23 protein-coding genes and 1 pseudogene are annotated in these 22,475 nt (G+C 45.2%); 17 read left to right on the top strand and 7 right to left on the bottom strand.

The window, feature by feature from the left end; translation table 11 throughout:
- Positions 1-264 precede the first annotated feature (264 nt).
- From CS562_RS18615 to CS562_RS18640, 6 genes are all read left to right on the top strand, one after another.
- Positions 265-1,890, top strand: coding sequence for a rhamnogalacturonan lyase B N-terminal domain-containing protein (locus tag CS562_RS18615; RefSeq protein WP_099857823.1), 1,626 nt, complete (start codon positions 265-267; stop codon positions 1,888-1,890).
- A 68-nt stretch (positions 1,891-1,958) separates the two neighbouring features.
- Positions 1,959-2,477 carry a hypothetical protein gene (locus CS562_RS18620; protein ID WP_125477302.1) on the top strand — a complete coding sequence of 173 codons (519 nt, stop codon included), beginning with the start codon at positions 1,959-1,961 and terminating at the stop codon, positions 2,475-2,477.
- 266 nt (positions 2,478-2,743) lie between these two features.
- Complete coding sequence (locus CS562_RS18625) at positions 2,744-3,559, top strand: SDR family NAD(P)-dependent oxidoreductase (RefSeq protein ID WP_099857827.1); 816 nt, start codon at positions 2,744-2,746, stop codon at positions 3,557-3,559.
- Between the two features lie 41 nt (positions 3,560-3,600).
- A complete protein-coding gene (locus tag CS562_RS18630) occupies positions 3,601-4,335 on the top strand; it encodes an SDR family NAD(P)-dependent oxidoreductase (RefSeq protein ID WP_076287245.1) in 735 nt (244 codons plus the stop codon).
- A 67-nt stretch (positions 4,336-4,402) separates the two neighbouring features.
- Positions 4,403-4,822 carry a MarR family winged helix-turn-helix transcriptional regulator gene (locus CS562_RS18635; protein ID WP_099857829.1) on the top strand — a complete coding sequence of 140 codons (420 nt, stop codon included), beginning with the start codon at positions 4,403-4,405 and terminating at the stop codon, positions 4,820-4,822.
- 206 nt (positions 4,823-5,028) lie between these two features.
- A complete protein-coding gene (locus CS562_RS18640; protein ID WP_099857831.1) occupies positions 5,029-5,400 on the top strand; it encodes a winged helix-turn-helix transcriptional regulator in 372 nt (123 codons plus the stop codon).
- A 55-nt stretch (positions 5,401-5,455) separates the two neighbouring features.
- On the opposite strand, the gene CS562_RS18645 is transcribed toward CS562_RS18640, so the two are convergent.
- Positions 5,456-6,526, bottom strand: coding sequence for an SDR family oxidoreductase (locus CS562_RS18645; RefSeq protein ID WP_099857833.1), 1,071 nt, complete (start codon positions 6,524-6,526; stop codon positions 5,456-5,458).
- Positions 6,527-6,777: 251 nt separating this feature from the next.
- A complete protein-coding gene (locus CS562_RS18650) occupies positions 6,778-7,275 on the bottom strand; it encodes a DinB family protein (RefSeq protein ID WP_099857835.1) in 498 nt (165 codons plus the stop codon).
- Between the two features lie 171 nt (positions 7,276-7,446).
- Between CS562_RS18650 and CS562_RS18655 the strand changes: the two genes are divergently transcribed.
- The gene (locus tag CS562_RS18655; protein ID WP_257219537.1) at positions 7,447-8,769 is read left to right on the top strand and encodes an ATP-binding protein; all 1,323 of its coding nucleotides are present in this window, start codon (positions 7,447-7,449) and stop codon (positions 8,767-8,769) included.
- Positions 8,770-8,806: 37 nt separating this feature from the next.
- On the opposite strand, the gene CS562_RS18660 is transcribed toward CS562_RS18655, so the two are convergent.
- The gene (locus CS562_RS18660) at positions 8,807-9,565 is read right to left on the bottom strand and encodes an MBL fold metallo-hydrolase (RefSeq protein ID WP_099857837.1); all 759 of its coding nucleotides are present in this window, start codon (positions 9,563-9,565) and stop codon (positions 8,807-8,809) included.
- Positions 9,566-9,770: 205 nt separating this feature from the next.
- On the opposite strand from CS562_RS18660, the gene CS562_RS18665 reads away from it, so the two are divergent.
- Genes CS562_RS18665 through CS562_RS18680 form a run of 4 tightly spaced genes read left to right on the top strand, consistent with a single transcriptional unit; the run spans position 9,771 to position 12,472 of the window.
- Complete coding sequence (locus tag CS562_RS18665; protein ID WP_076287251.1) at positions 9,771-10,367, top strand: TetR/AcrR family transcriptional regulator; 597 nt, start codon at positions 9,771-9,773, stop codon at positions 10,365-10,367.
- Between the two features lie 25 nt (positions 10,368-10,392).
- On the top strand, positions 10,393-10,761 hold the full coding sequence (locus CS562_RS18670; RefSeq protein WP_099857839.1) for a DUF4180 domain-containing protein: 369 nt from the start codon (positions 10,393-10,395) through the stop codon (positions 10,759-10,761).
- A 55-nt stretch (positions 10,762-10,816) separates the two neighbouring features.
- Complete coding sequence (locus tag CS562_RS18675) at positions 10,817-11,299, top strand: SRPBCC family protein (RefSeq protein WP_099857840.1); 483 nt, start codon at positions 10,817-10,819, stop codon at positions 11,297-11,299.
- A gap of 48 nt (positions 11,300-11,347) precedes the next feature.
- Positions 11,348-12,472 (top strand): SGNH/GDSL hydrolase family protein, encoded by a 1,125-nt coding sequence (locus tag CS562_RS18680; protein WP_099857841.1) that lies wholly within the window; start codon positions 11,348-11,350, stop codon positions 12,470-12,472.
- A 112-nt stretch (positions 12,473-12,584) separates the two neighbouring features.
- On the opposite strand, the gene CS562_RS18685 is transcribed toward CS562_RS18680, so the two are convergent.
- Positions 12,585-13,118 (bottom strand): dihydrofolate reductase family protein, encoded by a 534-nt coding sequence (locus tag CS562_RS18685; protein WP_217504702.1) that lies wholly within the window; start codon positions 13,116-13,118, stop codon positions 12,585-12,587.
- A gap of 74 nt (positions 13,119-13,192) precedes the next feature.
- Between CS562_RS18685 and CS562_RS18690 the strand changes: the two genes are divergently transcribed.
- The 5 genes from CS562_RS18690 (at position 13,193) to CS562_RS18710 (ending at position 16,751) form a co-directional block, all read left to right on the top strand.
- Positions 13,193-14,092, top strand: a complete 900-nt coding sequence (locus tag CS562_RS18690) for a helix-turn-helix transcriptional regulator (protein WP_099857843.1) — start codon at positions 13,193-13,195, stop codon at positions 14,090-14,092.
- 272 nt (positions 14,093-14,364) lie between these two features.
- Positions 14,365-14,631: a CD3324 family protein gene (locus CS562_RS18695; protein WP_099857844.1), complete on the top strand. Its 267-nt coding sequence runs from the start codon at positions 14,365-14,367 to the stop codon at positions 14,629-14,631.
- Positions 14,632-14,788: 157 nt separating this feature from the next.
- Entirely contained in the window at positions 14,789-15,346 is a 558-nt protein-coding gene (locus CS562_RS18700; RefSeq protein ID WP_099857846.1) for a GNAT family N-acetyltransferase, read from the top strand.
- A gap of 232 nt (positions 15,347-15,578) precedes the next feature.
- Positions 15,579-16,136, top strand: coding sequence for a class I SAM-dependent methyltransferase (locus CS562_RS18705; protein ID WP_099857848.1), 558 nt, complete (start codon positions 15,579-15,581; stop codon positions 16,134-16,136).
- Positions 16,137-16,163: 27 nt separating this feature from the next.
- Positions 16,164-16,751, top strand: coding sequence for a hypothetical protein (locus CS562_RS18710; protein WP_099857850.1), 588 nt, complete (start codon positions 16,164-16,166; stop codon positions 16,749-16,751).
- Positions 16,752-16,904: 153 nt separating this feature from the next.
- On the opposite strand, the gene CS562_RS18715 is transcribed toward CS562_RS18710, so the two are convergent.
- The 3 genes from CS562_RS18715 to CS562_RS18725 form a co-directional block, all read right to left on the bottom strand.
- Positions 16,905-18,722 (bottom strand): AbfB domain-containing protein, encoded by a 1,818-nt coding sequence (locus CS562_RS18715; RefSeq protein WP_257219552.1) that lies wholly within the window; start codon positions 18,720-18,722, stop codon positions 16,905-16,907.
- Positions 18,723-19,010: 288 nt separating this feature from the next.
- Positions 19,011-20,456, bottom strand: coding sequence for a DEAD/DEAH box helicase (locus tag CS562_RS18720; RefSeq protein ID WP_099857854.1), 1,446 nt, complete (start codon positions 20,454-20,456; stop codon positions 19,011-19,013).
- A 291-nt stretch (positions 20,457-20,747) separates the two neighbouring features.
- Positions 20,748-21,104 carry a hypothetical protein gene (locus CS562_RS18725; protein WP_099857856.1) on the bottom strand — a complete coding sequence of 119 codons (357 nt, stop codon included), beginning with the start codon at positions 21,102-21,104 and terminating at the stop codon, positions 20,748-20,750.
- A 431-nt stretch (positions 21,105-21,535) separates the two neighbouring features.
- Here CS562_RS18725 and CS562_RS18730 point away from each other — a divergent pair.
- Positions 21,536-22,474: pseudogene (locus CS562_RS18730) on the top strand (macrolide 2'-phosphotransferase).
- Position 22,475: the final 1 nt, after the last annotated feature.

Below are 22,475 nucleotides of genomic sequence, written 5' to 3' on the forward strand. Positions count from 1 at the left end.
TTATTTTAATGATATTACCAGTAAGTTAGATGCAGATTATTCCTATATAGGAGGTGACGGTAAAAGCGGATGATATGGAAGAGAGTTGACTCCATGGATATGCCACATACAGCAAGAATACCGAGATGAGACAGAGGCTCGTTTGTCATACATTATAATGTAAGCGCTTTACTTTTAATTCAGCTATCACATATACGATATTTAAATCTGATTTTGGCCCATTGCGAAAACGTTAAAAAAACTATTCCAGGGAGGGATTAGCTCGTGAGCAGACGTTTAATGAAGAAGGCATTCAGTTCGTTTCTATTACTGGTTATGATGGCAGCAGCGGTATTATATCCAACATCCACCGGACACGCGGCCACCATCTATGTTACGGATAACGGGTCGAGGATTGAAGTGAACACAGGAGCAGGGCTGGTATACACGGTGAATAAAACCAATGGAGATATCATATCTGCCAAAATGAACGGAACGGAGCTGAACGGCTCCAGCAAGGCATCCCATATCGGCTCTGGTTTGGGCTCCGCCAATGTAACCTGGAACACATCTCCTTCGGGATCAACTGTATTGATCACCGTATCAACCAGCACGCTTACCCACTATTATGCGTCACGGGGCGGTGAGAACATTATCTATATGGCCACGTATGTCAAAGCAGAGCCGTCTGTGGGTGAATTACGCTATATTTTCAGGGGCAACGGCAGCGTATTAACAGGAGTTCCGGCCAATTCGAATAATCGGAATAACACCGGCGCGATTGAGAGCCAGGACGTTTTTGGTTACGCTAACGGACAGAGTACATCGAAGTATTACGGCAATGATCAAGCTAAGGATCTGACCATTCGAGGCGTTACGGGTAGCGGTGTGGGTGTGTTCATGGCCTATGGCGACCGAGAGAAAAGTTCGGGAGGTCCGTTCTTCCGTGATATTCAGTTTCAGAGCGGTGGAGATACGGAGGTCTACAATTACATGAATTCAGGACATGCCCAGACTGAAAATTGGCGCATGGGTCTGCATGGGCCGTATGCCTTGATTTTCACCACCGGTGCAACGCCAAGCGTACCTGATTTTAGCTGGATGTCGGGTCTGAACCTGACAGGTTGGGTATCCAGCCGAGGTAATGTCGTGCTTAATGGGCTCTCTGGCATGGATACGGGTTATGCGTATACAGTTGGTTTTGCCAATAGCAACGCCCAATATTGGGTGAATGCCTCTTCGAGCGGGGCAGCTGCCAAATACAGCATGATTCCGGGTACATACACCATGACGGTGTATAAGGGGGAACTGGCCGTCTATACGGAAAGTGTGAACATCACTGGAGGATCAACGACAACGCTGAATACGCGTACGATCAACAATGACCCAAGTAAAGCATCCAGCATCTGGCGTATTGGGAATTGGGATGGTACGCCATCGGAGTTCCTGAGCGGCCAGACGATTCCAATCCGTCATCCTTCCGATAGCCGTAATCCAAGCTGGGGTCCTGTCAGTTATGCCACCGGCAGTGCAACCAACAAGTTTCCAGCAATTCAGTTCCGGGGGCAAAACTCACCGACAACCGTTACCTTTAGCCTGAACTCTTCCCAAGCGGCATCTTCGCATGTTCTTAACATCGGTATTACGGCAGCATACAACAATGGAAGACCCAGCGTAACGATTAACGGTCAAACGTTAACCAATCCGGCAGCTTCATCCCAACCGAATTCGCGGAGCTTTACGATTGGGACCTATCGGGGCAACAATACAACCTTTTCCTGGAATATACCGGCATCCTATTTCGTTAATGGGTCTAACACCGTGACCATTACGCCAATCAGTGGCTCCAGCGACTTGGGCAATTGGTTAAGTGCTGGGTGGGTGTATGACTGTGTTGAATTGTTGAATTAATTTAGTCGGGGTGCTGAGGGAGGTTTATCTGCATACGTTCATATATATTAAATAAAGCCGGTGACTGTATGTCTGGCATCAAACATTGTTCAGGAATATTGCACGTAGTGAATATTCTAGCTCTGATTCTTTTCTTGACGGCCTGTACTTCTTACACCAACGTCTCTTCAGAAGAAGTCAAATCATTTCGGCAGGATATCGAGCAAGATTTTCCTGCTATTCAAAAGACGGAGATTCGTTATGCCACACCTCGGGTCGAAGTCGCATATACGGTCAAAACAGAACCGGATGAAGAAGAGATTCATCGACTTTTCACTCAAACCACAGTATTTATGACCAGCCCTTCTTTTCAAAGTGAAATTATTGATAAACAGTACCGTAGGAAATATCCAAGCTGGGGCGACCCTGAGCTTGCCGTGACTGTAACCTTACGCGGAAAGGATATATCTGCTTACCAATTTACTTGCAAGCCAGAGAAATCCGAATCCGATTCTGGTAACGCGACATATGCTCAGTGGTACGTTCAGACACCAGATGATACGGTGGGCAAGCCTTATCCTGACTCTGGGATGGAGAATGAAAAGTGACATTATCAAAATTTTCAGAAAACTTGGATCAATTTATTGATTAAGAGACTTGATGCTATACAGCCCTCAAATCCATGAGGGCTGTATTTTTATAACACTTCGCTTGTTTCGCTAAAGGCATCCAAAATAAGGATACAGGGCCGTATGCATTGCAGAAAGACCATTCCTCTGCTATTATTTAGACATCTAATATTTAGTCATCTAAATAATTAAATAATAGAGCTGCTATTTATTTTCGGTTTCTTTATGAAAGGAGCTTGAGAACCATGTTGAGAATGAAAGACAAAGTAGCCCTTGTAACTGGAGGTGCTTCTGGAATAGGATTGTCCGCAGCCCAATTGATGGCGAGAGAAGGAGCGAAAGTCGTTATTGCTGATTTCAATGTCAATGGGGCAAAAGAAGCGGCAGCGAACATTCAAGCTGAAGGCGGAGATGCAGTAGCCGTTTTTGTTGATGCGGGAGACGAATTTTCTATTAAGGAAGCTGTGGAATTTACGGTCCAACAATATGGTAAACTCACGAGTCTGTTCAACAACGTTGGCCTGACCAACCTGAAGAAGGATTTGGACGTGGTTAACGTAGATCTGGACGAGTGGGATCGGCTGATGAACGTGAATCTGAAAAGCGTGTTGCTCGGCTGTAGATTCGCCATCCCTCATATGATTGAAGCGGGTGAGGGTTCCATCATTAATACGGCCTCCATGGCTGGCTTTACAGGCGATGCGGTTCGGGTTGCTTACGGTGCCTCAAAAGCAGGAGTAGTGAATCTAACAAGGTATATTGCCACCCAATATGGCAAGCATAACATTCGTTGCAATGCTGTCGCACCTGGATTGATCTTGACCCCGGCAGCCCAGAATAATATGCCTCCGGATGTATTGGATATGTTCGCAAAATATAACGCACTGCCTTATCACGGGGAACCCAATGATATAGGATACACCGTCGTATTCCTGGCCTCAGATGAGTCCAAATTCATTACGGGACAGACCATCCAGGTTGAGGGCGGCCATTATATTGCCAACCCAACCGTTCCCGATTTTGAAGAGTTTATGAATTCACACAATACGACTAACAACTAAAGCAGCGTCGTACAAATAAAATACGTTAGGAGCGTTTTCATATGGGAAGATTAGATAATAAAGTAGCTATTATTACTGGTGGAGCTTCAGGAATTGGTGAAGGCATGGTGGATCTCTTTGCAAAGGAAGGCGCCATCGTTATTGCTGCAGACATTAATGAGGAAGCACTGGAGAAAGCAAGCCAAAAAGAGAATGTGTATGGAATGAAGTTGAATGTTTCCTCCGATGAAGATTGGGAGATATTAGCGAAAGTAGTTAACGAACGTTTTGGTAAAATTGATATTCTGGTCAACAATGCAGGCATTTCTTCAGAGAAGCCATTTGAGGAAATCAATGCGCAGGATTGGCAGAAAATGCTCTCCATTAATGGCTTTGGCCCATTTGCTGGCATGAAACATGTAGCTCCTTATATGGCAGCACAAAAGAAAGGTTCCATCGTTAATATCTCTTCATACACCGCATTGATTGGACAAGGCTTTAACCACTATTCGGCATCCAAAGGGGCAGTACGCGCATTATCCAAAGCAGCGGCGACAACCTTTGGTCGTCAAGGTGTTCGGGTGAATGCTCTCTTCCCTGGGATCATCGAAACACCAATGACTCAAGCTTTGAACACGTCGAAGGAATTGCTTGATCGACTCGTTCAGGCAACGCCTTTGCAACGTCTGGGGCAGGCTATCGATATTGCCAACGCTGCATTGTTCCTGGCATCGGATGATTCTTCGTACATTACAGGATCTGAACTGGTTATCGATGGTGGATACTCAGCCCAATAGCGTGTAAAATGATGACAGCCCTTAAGTAGAATGAGGGCTGTTGTTTTATTTTTGCGAGGAGGATCACATGGAAGAACAGAACATTTTTGAGCTCATACACAACATGGACAATTTCACCAATAAATTGATTATACAGTGGAACAAATCGTTTAATGAGGACCTCGGCGTCTCTCATGTGCTTGTACTCAGTCATCTCAATCAAAATGGAAAAAGCCGACCTTCAGATATTGCCAAACTATTGGGCCTTACCCCACCTACACTCAGTTATTTAGCTGATAAGCTGGTTGCCAAGAAATTAGCCGTCAGGATTGTAGATGAAGCTGACCGCCGCATTATATATTTGAACATTACCGATAAAGGGATCGAAGTCCTCGAAAGAGCAATATTGGAGGGGCAGAAGCTGCGTAAAAATTTATTCCAGAAACTGACCCAAGAGGATCGAGCACAATTAGTTAATATTTTTGAGAAGATGAATCGGGATGATTGAAGAATAGCCTGAACCTTTGAAATAAAGGAAGCAGGCTATTTTTTTGTAACACTAATACCTATCCAGTCAGAATTTTAGTTATGATATAAGGATAAGAGGCATTTTGCCAAGCGCTTCTAGTTCAATAATGATCCAGCGCATCGCTGGTGTGCAAAATACAATTTGTTCAGTATGCACTGAATTTTGGAAGGGGGTTAGAAGCTGATATGCAGGAACCGATCAAAGTATATAACACTGCAGTTGAGGCTCTTCTTGAAGTGATTGGCGGCAAGTGGAAGCCAGTTATCTTATTCCATCTTACCTTTGGCAAGAAGCGTAATGGCGAACTGATGAGGCTGCTACCTTCCATTACACAGAAAGTGTTGACCCAACAGCTTGGTGAATTGACGGAGGCGGGTATTATTTTCCGCATTTCCCATCACCAGGTCCCGCCGAAGGTGGAATATGAGTTGACGGAGTATGGGTGGAGTCTTAAAGAGATTCTTCATCTGATGTGCAGATGGGGCGATACACATGTGGAAAAGGTTTATGGTGATCGAGGAAAAATTTTATTCAAGCCGCCGACATCTGACGGTTAATGGTGCAAAGCCGATTCTTGTAACAGGAATCGGCTTATTGTACATGCTATATCTATTACGGGATGATCTTACGCTCGCGTAAATTTTCGAAAATATCCATAAACATACTCTCTGTATCAACGAAATCGTGAAATCCGAAGCGACGGGCTTTGGATCCATCCGCGAAGAAATCATAATCCCATGAGAAGACAAAATCACCGAAGGGCCAGGAGGATACATCCTCATAGGAGGTCTTCATTAAATCATACTTTTCAATCATGGAATTCCAAAGCACCTCTTTATCTGCCATAACGGTTGCAAGCGAGAGAGGCAGGGGTGGCGCCGTTTCCAGTTCGAAAAATGCAGCAATTTTGGGCCAAAGTTCATTCCAGCGAAACAGATCGCCGTTGGTGATATTAAACGCCTGATTAGCACAGCGTGGATCGGTTGCCGCCCAGACAGTCGCACGAGCGAGCAGTGATGCATCTGTCATTTCAAGTAGAGAATGGTAAGCTCCGGGTTTCCCGGGAAAACGAAGTGGCAAGCCAAGTTCCTTAGAAATGGATGCATACACCCCAATAACCATGGCGAGGTTCATGGGATTACCCAGAGCAAATCCACATACAACGGATGGACGCAGAGCAGACCAGGTCCAACTGCTTCCGGGTTGCCGATTCTCGAGAAACATTTGCTGATCGACATTGAATTCAGGGGGCATATGATGTGCATCTGTTTCTTTGGCAGGTGTTTTAAATGGGCCCAGATGTGCACCGTACACCTTATAACCTTGCATTAGACTGATATGTTGGAGATTGGGGGCGATCGGTTCGATGGTATTCACGACATTGACGAGCATGGCCAAGTTGGGCTGTACCAATTCGGCCCAGGTTGGGCGATCCTGATACGCGGCGTAGAAAATATGCGTAACGGTCGTTAAATGACTCAGTTTGTCTTGTGTGTCTGCTTCGTTCAGCAAATCGGCCGATATATATTGCAACCTAGGGGCATCTTCCCCTCCGCGACGTGATACACCAATAATATTCCATTGCGGAAGTGTCATCAGATAATCGATGAGGTTTCTTCCAATGACACCTCCAGCACCAATGACAAGCGCGGTGTAACGGGTAACCAATTGTTCGGTTTTCAATGGACATGCTCCTCTCTTCTTCTGTTCATATTGTGGGTCAGAAAAAGAAGGATGAGAAGTACGCACCTCAAAGTCATATACGTACTTTGAAGTAATATATGAGCCTGGAGCAGGATATGAGCGTTATAATCTGCACTTCAATGGATGTCACTTGCCTATAACCACAAGAAGCTGTAAAAGGAACAATCGTCCTTTCACAGCTTAGATGTATGTGTCTGTAAATTCGTCCAATTGATCGGATGTAAATAGGGTTACGCTGGGAAACCGCCTCCTGGTGGTGGCCATGCCCCGTAGAAGCGACGCAGCAGCACAATCTCGCCCAGATGGTACGAGTTATGAGATGCGATGTTGCGCAAAAGTCCGGCTTTGGTTTCGCCTGGGAAATACGGCAGAGAATCATCCAACTGCACCGTTTCGGCAATCGTTACTGCTCGATCTACCCCGTCCAGGAAGGCCTGAATATCTGCCTCCCACGCTGCTTCATCCTGAGGACCCGTATCTTCTGGCCAACTCTCCATCACATTCGCTGGAAGCTGCGGCTTTCTTCCTTCCAAATGCTCCAACATAAATTGTTGCCAGTAATGCATATGTTTCATCAATTGATAGATACTGTATGGCATATGTTCGTGTTTGCGACTAGCTAGTTCTACGCTAATGTCCGGTAGAGCGCGTGCAATACGAATATGTCCGCGTTCTCCGACTAGTGATTTGACTAGGGCTTGTCCGAACAGTTGATTGGTTTCCGACATGTGAAATCATCCTCTCTTTGTTCATCTGGTTGAGCTTAATGGATGTGTAATTAATAGTATAAAATTTAATTTTGCAAAATCAAAATGTGTAACTATTTTCAGCCACAGGATTTCTAAAGGATTCTTCATATGTTAGTATTTTTACTTAATCGGATGTATGGTGGGTGGAATATGATGCGCAATTGGGTTCGTAATGAAAATGTGCAAATGACAGCAGTTGCTTTTGCGACTGCTGTGGGGGCGCTTTTTAAAATAAATCCTTTTCGGGAGGATTACTTCCGGATTGGTCTGGGTGTAAGTATACTTTTATTTTTGCTGATGCTTATGCCGCATCTGTCTTATGTAAAGACAGGGATTTTGGCGGGGATTGCGAATTTCATTTTTCAATCGGCTGATTTACTGAATCATGTGAATTCGATCTCAATCGTCGAAAGTATGCAGGATAATCTGGGCGCGGGAATATATTATGTCGTGTTCACCTATGGCCTCAGCAAACTCAAGAACAGATTCCATGAGATACCGCCTCTTGTGCTGGGTGGATTGATTACGTGCATTGATTTTTCCTCTAATCTTGTCGAGCTATTCATTCGCGGTGTGTTGAGTGGGACAAATATCTTTTATATGAAAGAATGGCTTTATCTGCTGGTGCTCGGTGGTTTGCGAAGCTACTTTATCATCGGGCTGTATAACAGCTTTGCGGTGAGGCAGATGCGATTGCTGCATGCTGAACAGGAGAAGCGGATGGAGCAGATGCTGAGCGTTAACTCTGGTCTGTACGGTGAAGTCTTTTATCTGAAAAAAGCCATGAATACCATTGAAGGCATTGCCGTAGACAGCTACGACCTTTATCGTGATCTCAGAGAGCAGGAATTGAACCAATATAGCCAGCGGACGCTCGGCATTGCTCAACAGATTCATGAGGTCAAAAAGGACTCCCAACGTATCCTTGCAGGTCTGTTGAAATTGTACGATAGCGAAAAATCAGTGAATATGAGCCTTTCCGAGGTACTGAACTTTGCAACCAAAGGAAATCGGAAATATAGTGAAATGCTGAACAAAAAGATTGGGATTCATATCGACCAGCAATATGATTGCGACTCCCCTTACTACATTCCTCTCTTAACTGTAATGAATAATCTGATCGCCAATGCCGTGGAAGCCATTGAGAACAACGGAACAATTCGGATTCGAGTATTGGAAGAGGGAGCGGATGTGCAATTTGTGGTTATCGATTCTGGGAAAGGTGTACCCGAGGCGAAGCGAGACGTGATCTTCGAACCGGGTTATACAACCAAATTCAATGAAGTGGGCATTGCAGCAACCGGAATTGGCCTGTCCCATGTACGTGATATCGTTCAGTCTCTGGAAGGCCGAATTAGCGTGAAATCAGCGCCGCAAGGCAATAGGGGCTCCGCGTTTGTCGTATCGATTCCGAAAGCTAATCTTGTTAAGGAAGACTGTGCAGACGATGCTTTCTATCATGATCGTGGGTGATGAATATAGGGCGTTATTTTGTGCCAGTCTTTATATTTCAAAAGTAAATGTATTCTCCGTCCTCAGGAATCACGACTGAATCTAATAACTGCTGCTGTTCTATGTACTGTAATAGATCCTTTCTTGATGAAGTACAATGTCGGATGGCATCCATATGTACAGCGACAACTTTGGTGGAGGGTGAAGTCTTCAGGATTGTACCGATATCCTCGGGTATCATTGTAATGACGGAACCAAATAACAATTGAGCATTTGGTGCATTGACGATGCATATCCGGGGTTTGTGCTGCTCGAACACTTGCTTAATCTGATCTGTAAGGACACAATCACCCACAATATACAACGATCCGTCGTCAGGTGTATTCAGGATAAACCCGGATATGGGGCCAAGCAGTTTGGAGATGTTTCCTTTTGCGTGCTGACCACGAATTCTTGTAAAATCTATCCCCTCCCAGTGTTTGAACTGCTCGATAGGGAATACATTCTCGAACCACCACGATAAAATGCGTTGTTGATCTACCGGCTGGCAAAGTACAGGCATCTTTTTGTTGAGTATTTTCTTTGCCGTTTTGTCAAAGTGGTCAACATGTAAATGTGTAACGAGTATCGCATCAATGTGTTTGAAAGTTTCTAGTGGCACAGATAATGGGACGGTTGGGTTTCTACGAACGTGACGTGTAAAGGGGATAGGCGGAAGTTCTCCCGTATCACTTAACATTGGATCGAGTAGAATCGTTTTTCCTTGTATGGTGATCAGGGAGGTAGCATGGCGGATATGCTGAATGGTTAGCGTCATGGCGAATATTCTCCTTAGATGGAACGTGTATTTGTTTAATAATACCGACCGGTCTGTTTTAAAATAACACAAACTACGCTCCTCATGCAATATCCTTGATTTTCTGTTTTCATGTACAGCATACGTATGAATACATGCTTGTATTAGGCCATAGGCGTATGATATTTTAAGACCAATCGGTATGAATGGAAAAGGAGGGAGCATTGTGCGCAAAGGCCAAATCACCAAAGAACATATTATTCGTGAGTCGGCAGCACTTTTCAACACGAAGGGATACACCGGTGCCTCCCTGTCTGAAATTATAGAACGATGCGGCGTTCGTAAGGGCGGGATTTATAATCATTTTGAAAGTAAAGATGAGATAGCACTGGCTGCTTTTGATTACTCGGTATCACAGATGCTGCAATTCCACTCACAGGCTCTTGAAGGCGTCACAAGTTCCAAAGACAAACTACTCGCCATATGCGGTGTTTATATTGATATGATGGAAAACAATACGCTGGAAGGGGGATGCCCCCTACTAAATACTGCGGTTGAAAGTGATGATGCACACCCTTTGCTGAAAGAAAGGGCACAGCATGCCATGACCAATCTGCTGAATGAGCTGACACAGGTCCTTATTCAGGGTACGGAGCAAAAGGAATTCAGAACAGATATTGCACTAGAGGAAGTGAGCAGCAACATCATCGCCATTATTGAGGGAGGCGTTATGTTAAGCAAGCTTTATGAAGATAGCAAGTATATCCGGCATGCCGTACTTCATATCACTCAATTTATGGATGACCGAATATTAATCCAATAATTTAATAGGAGAAAGGTGGATTAAAATGAATATAATCATTGATCAACAGGGCCGCTCCAAGGTCGCTATCGTCGAAAGCAATGACATCGTTATTAACAATACTCAAGATGCATTGGATTTGATGGCCTCAGTGAACTATACAGATGACGCACATAAAATCTTGATTGATAAATCCAACCTCACCGAAGATTTCTTCGAACTGAAGACCAAACTTGCAGGTGATATTTTGCAGAAATATGTGAATTACCAGGTTAAACTTGCCATAGTCGGAGATTTTGAAGGATACAACAGCAAAAGTCTCAGAGACTTCATCTATGAGTGCAACCATGGCAAGCATGTTTTCTTTTTGAAAAACAAAGAGGAAGCGCTTAAGGCTTTGCATAATATCGATTAATTCCACATGCAGAGCGGCAAGTCATCGATTAATTCCTTATGGAGGAGGTACTATTATGATTGCAGATTTGAAGCGAGTACCGAATGGCACCCTGGCTTGTTTTGAACGTCATTGGAGGCACGCTGCGGAGGATGTATGGTCCTTTTTGACGGAAAACGAAAAGCTTGCAAAATGGTTCTCCGAACTCGAAGTAACGGATCTTCGGGAAGGTGGAAGCATCAAGTTTAATATGCCGGATGGCACCTTTATGGAACTCAACATTATCGAGCTTATCCCTGGCTCTGTTCTCGAATATACTTGGGCAGAAGACCGGGTTCGATTTGAGCTGTATCCAGAGCCGAATGGGTGTCGTCTGCTGCTTCTCGAAACCATCCATCACATCACAAACCATACGCCTAAGGATCTAGCGGGGTGGCATGTCTGTCTGAACGTCATTAAGGCATTACTGGATGGCAGTACCTTGGAATCTCGTGAAGCAGAATGGAAAATCTGGTACGGGAAGTACCAGAAGCATGTAGACCATTTTCTCAAAATCTAGTCATATGAGACCGCCCTTTGGGCGATAATCATGCGGGAGGAATAGATCGTGAAGGCTAATGAGAAATTACAGACGTACGCGTTATCTGATGTCAGCAATCTTAAAGTACATGGCAGAACGACAGGACAACGGTCGCCCCTAACCTTGTTTTGGACTGGAAGTGCGGTTGAACTTAATGTAAAAGGCTCTGAGTTGTGGGTGGAATTCGAATCTGATTATGACCTGTATGAACCTTGGATCAGCATTCTGATTAACGGTGTCCCGGTGAGCAGACAGATGTTAACGGCGGGAAGGTATTGGATCTGCGTATTCCGAGGAATGAACGAGAATGTGGTGAAAAATGTACGCATCGTCAAAGATGTACAGGCCATGAATGGAGATCCGGGCTGTTCCTTGCAGATTAATGCAGTGAAGTCCGATGGTGTCTTCGTGCCTGTTGAGCAGAGACCGTACAAGATTGAATTTATCGGCGACAGTATTACATCCGGAGAAGGCGCAATTGGAGCCAAAGCGGAAGAGGATTGGATTCCGATGTGGTTCAGCGCCATACATAATTATACGGCCATGACAGCAGAAACGCTGAATGCAGAATACCGCGTCATCTCACAGAGCGGCTGGGGTGTGCTGACGAGTTGGGATAACAATCCGAATGCAAATATCCCTGCTTATTACGAGCAAATCTGTGGATTGGTGACCGGAGATAAGAACGCAGCGCTTGGGGCAGGGGACAAGCATGATTTTAACGCCTGGCAGCCAGATGTAGTGGTGATTAACCTGGGAAGCAATGATGGAGGAGCTTTTCAAACCCCGGCATGGAAGGACCCCGCTACCGGAAAGTTGTACAAGCAACGCCTTAACGCAGACGGGACTTACCATGAAGAGGATCTTGCTGTTTTTGAGAATGCTGCGACCCGATTCCTAATTCAACTTCGAAAAAACAATCCTGAGGCGCATCTCGTATGGGCATACGGCATGCTTGGGTTCCCGATGATGCCAGCGATTTATCGTGCTGTTGACGCTTATACGAAACAGGCTGGAGATACAAAAGTTTCGGTGATACAGCTTCCCAATACGACCGAGGAGACGGTAGGCGCCAGAAGCCATCCGGGTGAGTTATCTCATCGAAGAACTGCTGATGCGTTAGCGGAATATCTAAAGGAAATTTTAAAATAAATTTTAATTTACATTTGAAATCGGAAGAGCCAGACCTCTCTTAGTTAGAGAGGCCTGGCTCTTCTTTTAGTACACCTTATACATCGAAAGGGATGTGTTAACTACGCTAAAGTTACTTCCCTTGTACCTGATAGCGGATCGAAATGATCTGCCCCAGCGTGTACGTATGAATCATTTTGAAATGAGTTGGTACCGTTCCTATTGGAAAGAGGGGAATTCCTTCACCCAGAACCTTCGGAATAATGGCAATCTCAACCTCATCGAGCAAGTGTTGTTCCAGAACGGCTTGCACCAGCTGGCCTCCGCCAACAATCCAAATGTCACCGCTGGAGTCCTGCTTCAACCGAGGAATCAGGTTCTCTACAGCTTCGTCCGTAAATTGTACGTGTGGAGCAGGGGCTTGTTGGGAACGGGAAAGTACATATGTCGGGCGATCCGCATAGGGGAAATCCTCTGACAGCTTGAGCACCTCTTCATACGTAAGACGTCCCATAACCACCGATCCAATCGTTGAATAGAACTCGCCATACCCGTTATCGCCACCATCACCTTCCACATCGAACAGCCAATCCACCGAACCATCCGGTCTTGCAATGTATCCATCCAGACTCATCGCAATATATAGCACAACTTTATTGTTAGACATATCAATCGCTCCCTTCTGAAATGTATGATACACTCCAACTATGACAAAAGTTGACGTAGTTAGGTGGGGTGAATATGAATAATCGAAAACTCGCATTAATGCGACTCATGGATTCGAGAAAGAAGTTTACGGCTCGTGAATTGGCGGAGCGTTTTCAGGTGTCGATCCGTACGATCCAGCGAGATCTGAATGATCTGCAGGAGTTGGGCTTTCCTTTGTATACGGAGGTTGGAGTGAACGGGGGTTATCGAGTGCTTCCTAATCGGATTTTGCCACCTCTTCAACTCACACAGCATGAGGCGTTGGGTTTGTTTATGATGATTGAATATTTGGAGAACGTCCCGGATTTTCCGTATGGATCGATTCGTGAGCATCTCGCCGAGGAATATTATTCAACTTTACCTCAGGATGTACAGGATCTGATTACACGGATGAGGCAGCACATTACGTTCCTTCAACATCATGCTGTGCAGGTCGAGGCACTAACAACAGAGATATTAAGCGCGGCAGTAGATAAAAGAGAGATCGAATTTATATATCATTCCCGGCAGGGACATAAAAAAGTACAGGCTTTCCCCATCGGCATCTATTACGATCACGGGTATTGGTATATGCCAGCCCGGAGGAAGGATCGGGTGCTGTTGTATCGAGTGGATCGCATGCAGGAGCTGGTTATGCTGGATACTATCGACGAGTCGGTTCCTAGTTTGAAAGAGTGGCTGAATTATAAGGAAAACAGAAAAAGCGTAGAAGTGGTGCTGCAATTCACGGATTTTGGGGGGAGAATGGCAGGATCAGATGTACTGTTCAAGTCGGTTGAAGGGAATGAGTGGAGAGGACTTGTCCCGCCTGAGGAGTTTCCTTTTACAGCGCGAAAGCTGCTCTCCTATGGGCCTGAAGTGAAGGTGATTGAGCCGCTGGAGCTGCAACAACAAGTGAGAGAGTTGCTGGAACGGAGTTTGAACCAGTACTGAATGTTGTAAAGGATATTGTGTTCTCATATGGAACATATAAGAGTACCATGAAAGTAACTTATATAGGATTCACCGAATGGGGGGCTACCATGATTCAATTCATAAGAAGTTTCACGATCCGCTCTATGCAGAGTCCAATGCGATGAACAACGGCGGTTGTTTGTATAGAGCTTGAAATCTATTTCCGCCACACCACTATAATGCGTATAACAAGTGTTCATCGGTTGACTCTGCTGCCTTAAAGATCTTAACTTTTAAGGAGCGGAGCAAATATGAAATATATTAACGCAGACACGATCTTTCCGGAATCATTGCTAAAGGAGATCCAGCGCCACATTCCTGGTGGATTGGTGTATATCCCTAAACCGAAGGAAACCCATCAAAAGTGGGGCGAGAGTTCGGGCAGTCGGATGATTTTGAAGCAAAGAAACGATGAGATTCGCCAGCTATTCGCTGCGGGCATGTCCATCGACCAACTCATAGAAAAATATTGTTTGTCCATCGACAGCATTAAGAAAATTGTATATTCCAAAAAGTGATTTAAGGGTTAGAGCTGCATTCGAGATATCGAATGTGGCTTTTTGTGTAGGGATTAGTTTAAATGGTTTGCTGCCTATATTGTGCGAAAGGAGACCAATACAATGAGTTTATAGAACTGTTACTAACAAAACATTACGTTATCTGTGGGGGAACAACATGAAAATTGAAGTACAGTTAGCGCATAACCATGAGGCATATATCATCAAAAACATGTATCCTCTATACCTTCATGATTTATCCGGACATTATGGGCTGAAAACAGAACACACTCCGAATCAACATGGGATTTTCGAAATGGGTGATGATTATAAAACGTTGCAAGATCAATATGATGTCCAGAACATATGGTGGGAAAAACCGAATGTCCTCTATGCATTTTTGATTAGAGTAGATGGCGTACCAGCAGGTTTCATATTTGTTGCTACTGCGCCGCATTGTTCGGCAGACACGGATTTCTTTGTACATGAATTCTTTCTAATGCAGCCATTCAGAGGTGTGGGGATTGCAGAGCACGCTGCAAAAGAGGTATTCCAGAGGTATCGGGGCCGGTGGGAGTTGTTCACGAATCCTTCGGAGAAAAATAAAGTAGGTCAACACTTTTGGCGAAAAACTGTATCGAACTATACCCAGGGAAACTATGTGGAGCTTCAGGACCAAACGCATGATGGAGAAAAGTTGATCTTCAGATTTTCAAACCGTGAATCGTTAGTTTAGATAATATATTTGATTATATCTAAGGGCCTAAGGAGTAATCTGGTAGGCTCTTTTTTTGTTTGTGGATATTTCTTCACGTTTAACCGGCAGCATTCGCAAGGTTTGTCCTTCCGGAATATGATATAGCATGCCAAGGTCGCAAATCTTCATTATTCTTCTTAGTTTCATCGACTGCTTCTTCAGATTTGAATTCTATACGGATCTCAGAAATCAACTTAGGGGGTCGGACAGCATGGAGTGGTTATCCTTTTTGAAGCAATACATCCAGGGTCCCCGATGGATTGGAGCAATTGCCCCCAGCTCAAAATATCTAGCAACTAAAATGGTGAAAGACATCGCATTTGGCCGTGCATCATGCATTGTGGAGTATGGGCCAGGCACGGGGGTATTTACGGAAATGCTGCTTGCGAACATGCAGCCAGGGACGGTTCTGATCCTGATTGAAAACAACGCCCGCTTCTGCCAGTTGCTTCGCAAAAAGTACGGTCATCTTCCGAATGTACACATCATTCACGATTCTGCCGTGCATGTGGATCAGCACATACGACAATATGGACTGGATAAGGTTGATTACATTGTATCCGGACTGCCTTTTGCGAGTCTGCCTGCGGAGGTATCACTGGACATTTTAGCTAAATCAAGGCAATATTTGAAACAAGATGGCAAGTTCATTACTTTTCAGTACACGTTACTTAAACGGGGATTACTCAAGCAATTTTTCGAAAACGTAAGCATGACAAGGGTGTACCGTAACCTGCCGCCTGCTTATGTATTCAGCTGTAGTCAATAACAAGAACGCACAGGATGGAGGATGATTTTGCGTAAATTAAATTATATCATCGGAACAGTTACTCTGATGTCTGTCGTAATGATGGGGTGTAACGAGTCCCCAAAACCCGAAAGTATTCAAGAGCCAGCTCCATCTTCAACGAGTCAGTTGAGTATATTGACGAACCAAAAGGCATCTGCCCAGGAAGAACAGCAGGCTCTTGAAATGACCTTGGAATATAAAAAGGCGGAGTTTGCAGTCGATAATACGGAGAGTGAAGAATTATTAACCGTAGAGAAGATGCTAGCCAAAAAAGAGATCTTGAAGCCTTTCCTGACTGAACGGAACTTTGAAAGAAATAGCGTGGGTTTGCCATTTCAGGTGGCAGACAAAGAAGATGCGTCACTTCATACGGAAGATATACAAGCGAAGATGAAAGAAAGTAAAAATGATTGGATGCTCGTGGAGTACACGCTAAATTTGGTATTCACGAATTATGATGGAGAAGAAACGAAGACCATTCCGTTAGAAGGGGAGATTACCTTTTTACAAGAACAAGGAGAATGGCGTATTCAGGACGACACATACAATATGAAAGAAATCTTGGATATCGTCAATAAGTCTTCCAGCCAATGATGGACTGGTGTAGTCAAATGGGTTCAGCGCTTCCTCGTACACACCAATCACAAATTTTATATAGCAAAAGAGGCCACGTCTCCAGTTAAGATTTCTGAAGAAGCAGCCTCTCTCCCGAGATGTGGATGCTCATTCTCATCTCCAATTTCTAAACTAAAAATCAGCTCGCCCAAACGTGGCATCACTCTTCACCGTTGCACTACTGGAGGCATTGATGGCATCCAGCTGCAATACATAGTCGTAATGCCGGATGTAGTATCCGGGCTGGCTGTACGACTGGAGGGATACTTTGGAGCTGTCAGCCCAGCCGGCGCTGCTCAGGAAAGTGGCATCTCCTTTGTAGGTGGCGGTATCCGTGTACGCTTCAAGTACGATTTTGTTGCTGGCATTGCGCTTCAGGAAGTAGCCAGGGAAGTTGATGGACTCCAGGGAGATGCCTGTAGAGCTGGCCAAACCGGTTACAACGCGGAACTGGGAATCTAGTACAGGTGAGACGTTGGCGTCGATCCGTGCAGTGAAGTTGGAATGACGGATGTACCGATCCGGATAATTGAAGGAGCTGAAACGGCTGTAATTCGTCGCATCAGGTGTTGCTGGGCCTAGCATTTTGACCTCGTGCAGGGTTGGGGTGTACCAGTTACCCGGATTGTTCCACAGGACAGCATTGACCATATTGATACGTACATACCGGGCGGTAAAATGAACAGCGTCGGTCGTAAACCCATAGGTGGTATTGCTGGTTCGATCAAGCGAAGAGTAGTTGACGCCATCGTTGCTGATCTCAATTTTGTACTTATAATAGCCTTCCGATCCTTTATACATAAACCAGGAGATATCGATCTCCGTGATAGTCTTCGGTGCACCGAAATCGACCTGCCACCAGGCTGGCCAAGTATTGGACGACGCTGTCCAAGAAGTCTGATAGTTGCCGTCATTAACATTGGATGCAGTTGAGCCAGAGGCTGTGGAGATGGCGGTAGCTGTTTTGCCTTGGGCATGATTAACAAGAGAAGGTGGCGTTACCGTGCCTGTTACAGCATCGATATTCCACTCTTTGTACCATTCCAGTGAGGCGGTTCCGTTTGAATCATTCAAGGTTAAAGGAAGCCAAATATGTTTATGTTCACCAAGATTGAGTGGATTCCAGCGGTCTCCCATATAAATATACGATGTGGTGTTGCTGCCTGTAATGGTGGCAATATCATGGATCTGGGAGCCGAAGGCCGATGGATTGCCATAAGGCGTAAGAGCGGACCATGTGCCTGTCATGGACGATGCGGTGGCATACGCGCCCTGATTTGGATACCAGCCAGCAGCCTGAGAGGTGAAGAGGTAGTAGCGATTGCCCTTTTTCACAACGGCAGGAGCTTCGCGATAGGCGTTCTCGAATTGCCAACCCACAAAGGATTCCACACCGGTATAGCTGGCATTCATTTTGAAAATAGCCATGGTATCATTGGCCCCGCCATTCTTGCGGGATGCTGTGATCAGATAACCTGTACCGTCTGTATCTACAAAAACAGTCATGTCGCGTGACTCGTAATCCAAAGGCCGAAAACTTCCCTCATACGTGAATTTACCGTTTGGTGTGCTACTCGTTGCTACCGCGACCCGTCCCAGATTGTAATCTGTACCGTTCTCGTAATGTGCCCATAGCACATACTGCTTTGTGGCGGCGTTGTAGATGACTTTGGGACGTTCGATTTTGCTGGAGGCCAGCTCGGTGGCTGAATCCTTGGTCAGAATGGCATTGCTGAACGTCCAATTCTTCAGATCGGTTGAAGTATAGACATTAACGCTGTCAAACTTGCCGCTGACCGCATGCTCGCCGTACCAATAATACGTGCTGCCGACTTTCAGAATGTTTCCGCTATTGGCCTGAATGGGGTTGCCTGCGGTATCCAGCCAATCGGAACCGTTAGTGATGGTCACGCTTGCCGCACTGGTCCGTTCGGGATGAATGCCAAACATGGTTAGCGTGAGCGCGAAGACCAGAAACCAGACTGCTTTCCTATTGCCCATTACACACACCTCCTAATATCGGTCCTTTGTGAAGCGTTTACATATTTAGTGTAATTAAAATGGAATCTTGTACAAGTGAACAATGTGTACCCTGATGAACAAATGGAACTTTATCCCGAATATAGCGGCGATAGCGAGTCATTTAACTCATATCAATATATAAAAAAGGGATCGTAGACTTATAAAATAAGCCACTATCCCTTATTGAATAACACTCTATTTAAACAGATTCAAAATCTATTTATGACCTTTGCGAACCTTGAGCTGCATTTTCTTGATCGTTGTATTCTGCATTACCTCAAGCACGAGTGGTCCTTTGCCGTTCAGAATTTCCACATCGGTTACATTATCCAGAATGGTAATAATCCCGATGTCGTCTGCAGTGACGCCTTCAATCTTGGCGATGGTGCCCACGAAGTCTACCGCACGGAGTTTCTTTTTCTTGCCTCCGTTGAAGTTCAGCTTCATGATCTGTTGATTCAACTGTTCACGCTTGTCCTTTTTGCGTTCAGGCACGATTCTCAAACGCTTCTCGAACTCTTCCCGACGACGGTCCACAGCTTCCTCGGAAGGAGCTTTAACGACAGGGATCTCAAATCCGATATACGATTCGATCTCGGCCAGACGTCTGCCATCCTTCGGGGTAACCAAGGTAAAGGCTTTGCCTGTTTTACCAGCGCGACCCGTACGACCTGTACGGTGCACGTATCCCTCTTTTTCCAAAGGAATATCGTAGTTGATGACATGGGTAATATTCGTGATATCAATCCCGCGTGCGGCTACATCCGTTGCAATCAGATAACGGAATTGTCCTCTTCTGAATGCATTCATCACTTCGATGCGCTCATCTTGTTCCATGCCTCCGTGGATGCGATCCGCTGGATAATCGAGGTCAGCCATGACACGGAACAGTTTATCCACGTTCTCCTGCGTACGACAGAACACGATACAGCTATCTGGATTTTCAACAATAAACAGGTCCTGCAGCAGTGCCGTCTTGTTCACCTCTGGCACATGAATCACGGCATGTTCAATCGTGGCTGTGGTAAGACCACTTGCCTTGATCTCAATCTCCACCGGATTGTTCATGTATTTGCGTGACAGCTTGGCTACATCTTCAGGGAACGTCGCGGAAAATAACATCGTCACTCGCTCGCTAGGCAGTGCTTGAATAATGGATTGCACCGTCTCGATGAAGCCCATGTTCAGCATCTCATCGGCCTCGTCAATGACAAGGTATGAGATCCGATCCAGCGGCAGGGTGCCACGTTCGATATGGTCCAGTACCCGTCCCGGTGTGCCTACAGCGACATGCGTTCTTTGTTTTAACTCGGCTTTTTGAACATGAAAAGGAGACTGACCGTATAGTGCGGTTGCTTTAATACGCTTAAAGCGTCCGATATTGGTAATATCTTCGTTCACTTGCAAAGCCAACTCGCGGGTTGGCGTGAGAATCAAAGCCTGCGGTTTATTTTCGTTCCAATCTACCAGCTCACAGACTGGAATACCGTAGGCGGCTGTTTTCCCGCTGCCTGTTTGGGATTTGACTACAAGATCTTTATTTTCAAGGGCAACTGGAATAACGTTGGTTTGAACCTCCGTTGGGGTTTCATAGCCCAGGCTATCCAGCGCTTTTACGATTTCTTCGCCAAGTCCATAATCTTTAAATTGTTGCTTACTCATCGTTAACCTCTTTTACGTTAGTTTTGAATACAGGGGCGTTTGGAATCGCATTTTGCGATATGCTTACATATAAGCATTGCACCGTACATTTATCGTATACCTCTTCATTATACTCTATATATAGATGCGCTAACGGAGTAATTGCTATAATCATCTAGTTTAATGCTGCCAAACTTCATTTTCCGAGAAAAACTGTGAGCAGCACCTATGGGAAGTGGCTTACCTCCGAAGGGGGAAGGTGTATCAAAGCGTTCCACGTGAAACGAAATGTATCGAATGTTATGCTTTCTATTAATGGATGACCATCTTCAAAGCCTTAGTCTGCGGAGGATAAGATTTGGCGATAACCCCATCTGTCCATACATCTGCACTTCGACCAACCAGTGTATCATCCAAAGGTGCTGCGACAATCTCTCCTTCAATGATAAGTTCGGCATTTGTATGAAGAGAAATCAAGATGGGGCCTGATTTATTACCGTTATCTTCTTCATTATCGATGAGGACCTGTCCCTTTTCTTCAACAAAATCCGTGATCACCCCGCTAACAGAAGCTTTCCCCTCCTCCTTTTCTGCTGATTCTTCTGAAAATCCTAGCGTTAACAGAAGTAAAATGAGCGGCATTAGGGATAATTTTCGCACAATGGACATTCGTTGCTCACCTCATTCTTTGTAATGTATCTACACGTATGACGGTTTTTGAGCTACCAAGGTTCCTACACATCGCTTAAAAAATAACAGAAAAACTGCTATTTAAGCTGGAACTAGAAAATGGAATATGTTAACATATGGTTAACTTACAGAACGGAGGGATATGTGTGGTAAATTTTTTCCGATTGAGATAGTATGGCGAAACGTTTGTTTGCGCTTGCTGTATTTCTGCCTGTGTGCAGCTCATCGGGATCGGTTTGCCTATTTACACGTATGCCGCTAGTCATTAAAGAAACGCTCTTTAAGAGTGGTTCTTTAGTGTACTACTATTTTTTTGGCGAGCATTCAGGTACACCCAATATCCGAAATGAACTGCACAGGCATGGATGTCTGTGTTTTTTATTTTATTGAGGAAAAGGGGAGAGCCTGAAATGACAAAATTGAACGTGAATGAGCAGTTGGAATTTCAAAAGGAACTAACATCTTTAGCTGCACAGAATGGGCTTCATATTGCTGAGGAATCCATGAAAATTAACGAGTCCGGTATGGACTTTCGGGTAGCGTTTGCCACCGATGAACAGGGACAACAGTGGATACTGCGCCAGCCACGGCGCGAGGATGTATGGGAAAGAGCCGAAAATGAGCGCAAGGTGCTGGAGGTTGTTAAAAGCCGTCTACCGGTAGAGGTACCAGAGTGGCGGATTTGTACGCCGGAACTGATCGCTTATCCTTTACTTGATGGAGAACCGATTGCGGTCGTTGATCCGGCAGGGGGAGGATACGCATGGTGATTTTCACAGGATAGCTTATCCGACGATTTCTTCGATTCGCTCGCTACTTCACTAGTGGCATTGCATAACATTGATCCTGATGAGGCGATAAAGGGCGGAGTGCGCAGCAAGACGCCTACAGAAGCTCGTGAAGCTTTTGCAGCCAATATTGAAGAGATTAAACAAAGCTTTGAGGTGCCAGAACAACTGTCCAAGCGGTGGGAAGCTTGGCTGACAACGGACAGCTATTGGCCTGAACACTCAACGTTCAATCACGGTGATCTGCATCCGCCGCACATTATCGTCGACGATGCCCAGCGGGTTACCGGGCTGATTGATTGGACGGAGGCAGAGATTGCCGACCCGGGTAAGGATTTTGTCATCTATTATGCGCTCTTCGAAGAGGAAGGCTTACGGAATTTGCTTAATCGCTATGAGAAGGCAGGGGGAAGGACATGGCCGCGGATGCTGGAGCATATTCGGGAGCAGTGGGCGGCATATCCGGCAATCGTTGCGCAGTTTGCATTAATCACTGGGGAAGAATCCAATATGGAAATGGCGAGAGGTATGCTTGCGAGCTGGGACGTTAAGCGGGATTAAT

This window comes from Paenibacillus sp. LK1, assembly GCF_002750415.1.
In the GTDB taxonomy this organism is placed as follows: Bacteria; Bacillota; Bacilli; order Paenibacillales; family Paenibacillaceae; genus Paenibacillus; species Paenibacillus taichungensis.

What these genes read in the sequence shown, in the direction of transcription:
- CS562_RS18620 (WP_125477302.1), top strand. Translation starts at nt 1,959, where the DNA reads ATGTCTGGCATCAAACATTGTTCAGGAATATTGCACGTAGTGAATATT.
- CS562_RS18625 (WP_099857827.1), top strand. Translation starts at nt 2,744, where the DNA reads ATGTTGAGAATGAAAGACAAAGTAGCCCTTGTAACTGGAGGTGCTTCT.
- CS562_RS18630 (WP_076287245.1), top strand. Translation starts at nt 3,601, where the DNA reads ATGGGAAGATTAGATAATAAAGTAGCTATTATTACTGGTGGAGCTTCA.
- CS562_RS18635 (WP_099857829.1), top strand. Translation starts at nt 4,403, where the DNA reads ATGGAAGAACAGAACATTTTTGAGCTCATACACAACATGGACAATTTC.
- CS562_RS18640 (WP_099857831.1), top strand. Translation starts at nt 5,029, where the DNA reads ATGCAGGAACCGATCAAAGTATATAACACTGCAGTTGAGGCTCTTCTT.
- CS562_RS18650 (WP_099857835.1), bottom strand. Translation starts at nt 7,275, where the DNA reads ATGTCGGAAACCAATCAACTGTTCGGACAAGCCCTAGTCAAATCACTA.
- CS562_RS18655 (WP_257219537.1), top strand. Translation starts at nt 7,447, where the DNA reads ATGATGCGCAATTGGGTTCGTAATGAAAATGTGCAAATGACAGCAGTT.
- CS562_RS18660 (WP_099857837.1), bottom strand. Translation starts at nt 9,565, where the DNA reads ATGACGCTAACCATTCAGCATATCCGCCATGCTACCTCCCTGATCACC.
- CS562_RS18670 (WP_099857839.1), top strand. Translation starts at nt 10,393, where the DNA reads ATGAATATAATCATTGATCAACAGGGCCGCTCCAAGGTCGCTATCGTC.
- CS562_RS18675 (WP_099857840.1), top strand. Translation starts at nt 10,817, where the DNA reads ATGATTGCAGATTTGAAGCGAGTACCGAATGGCACCCTGGCTTGTTTT.
- CS562_RS18685 (WP_217504702.1), bottom strand. Translation starts at nt 13,118, where the DNA reads ATGTCTAACAATAAAGTTGTGCTATATATTGCGATGAGTCTGGATGGA.
- CS562_RS18690 (WP_099857843.1), top strand. Translation starts at nt 13,193, where the DNA reads ATGAATAATCGAAAACTCGCATTAATGCGACTCATGGATTCGAGAAAG.
- CS562_RS18695 (WP_099857844.1), top strand. Translation starts at nt 14,365, where the DNA reads ATGAAATATATTAACGCAGACACGATCTTTCCGGAATCATTGCTAAAG.
- CS562_RS18700 (WP_099857846.1), top strand. Translation starts at nt 14,789, where the DNA reads ATGAAAATTGAAGTACAGTTAGCGCATAACCATGAGGCATATATCATC.
- CS562_RS18705 (WP_099857848.1), top strand. Translation starts at nt 15,579, where the DNA reads ATGGAGTGGTTATCCTTTTTGAAGCAATACATCCAGGGTCCCCGATGG.
- CS562_RS18715 (WP_257219552.1), bottom strand. Translation starts at nt 18,722, where the DNA reads ATGTTTGGCATTCATCCCGAACGGACCAGTGCGGCAAGCGTGACCATC.
- CS562_RS18720 (WP_099857854.1), bottom strand. Translation starts at nt 20,456, where the DNA reads ATGAGTAAGCAACAATTTAAAGATTATGGACTTGGCGAAGAAATCGTA.
- CS562_RS18725 (WP_099857856.1), bottom strand. Translation starts at nt 21,104, where the DNA reads ATGTCCATTGTGCGAAAATTATCCCTAATGCCGCTCATTTTACTTCTG.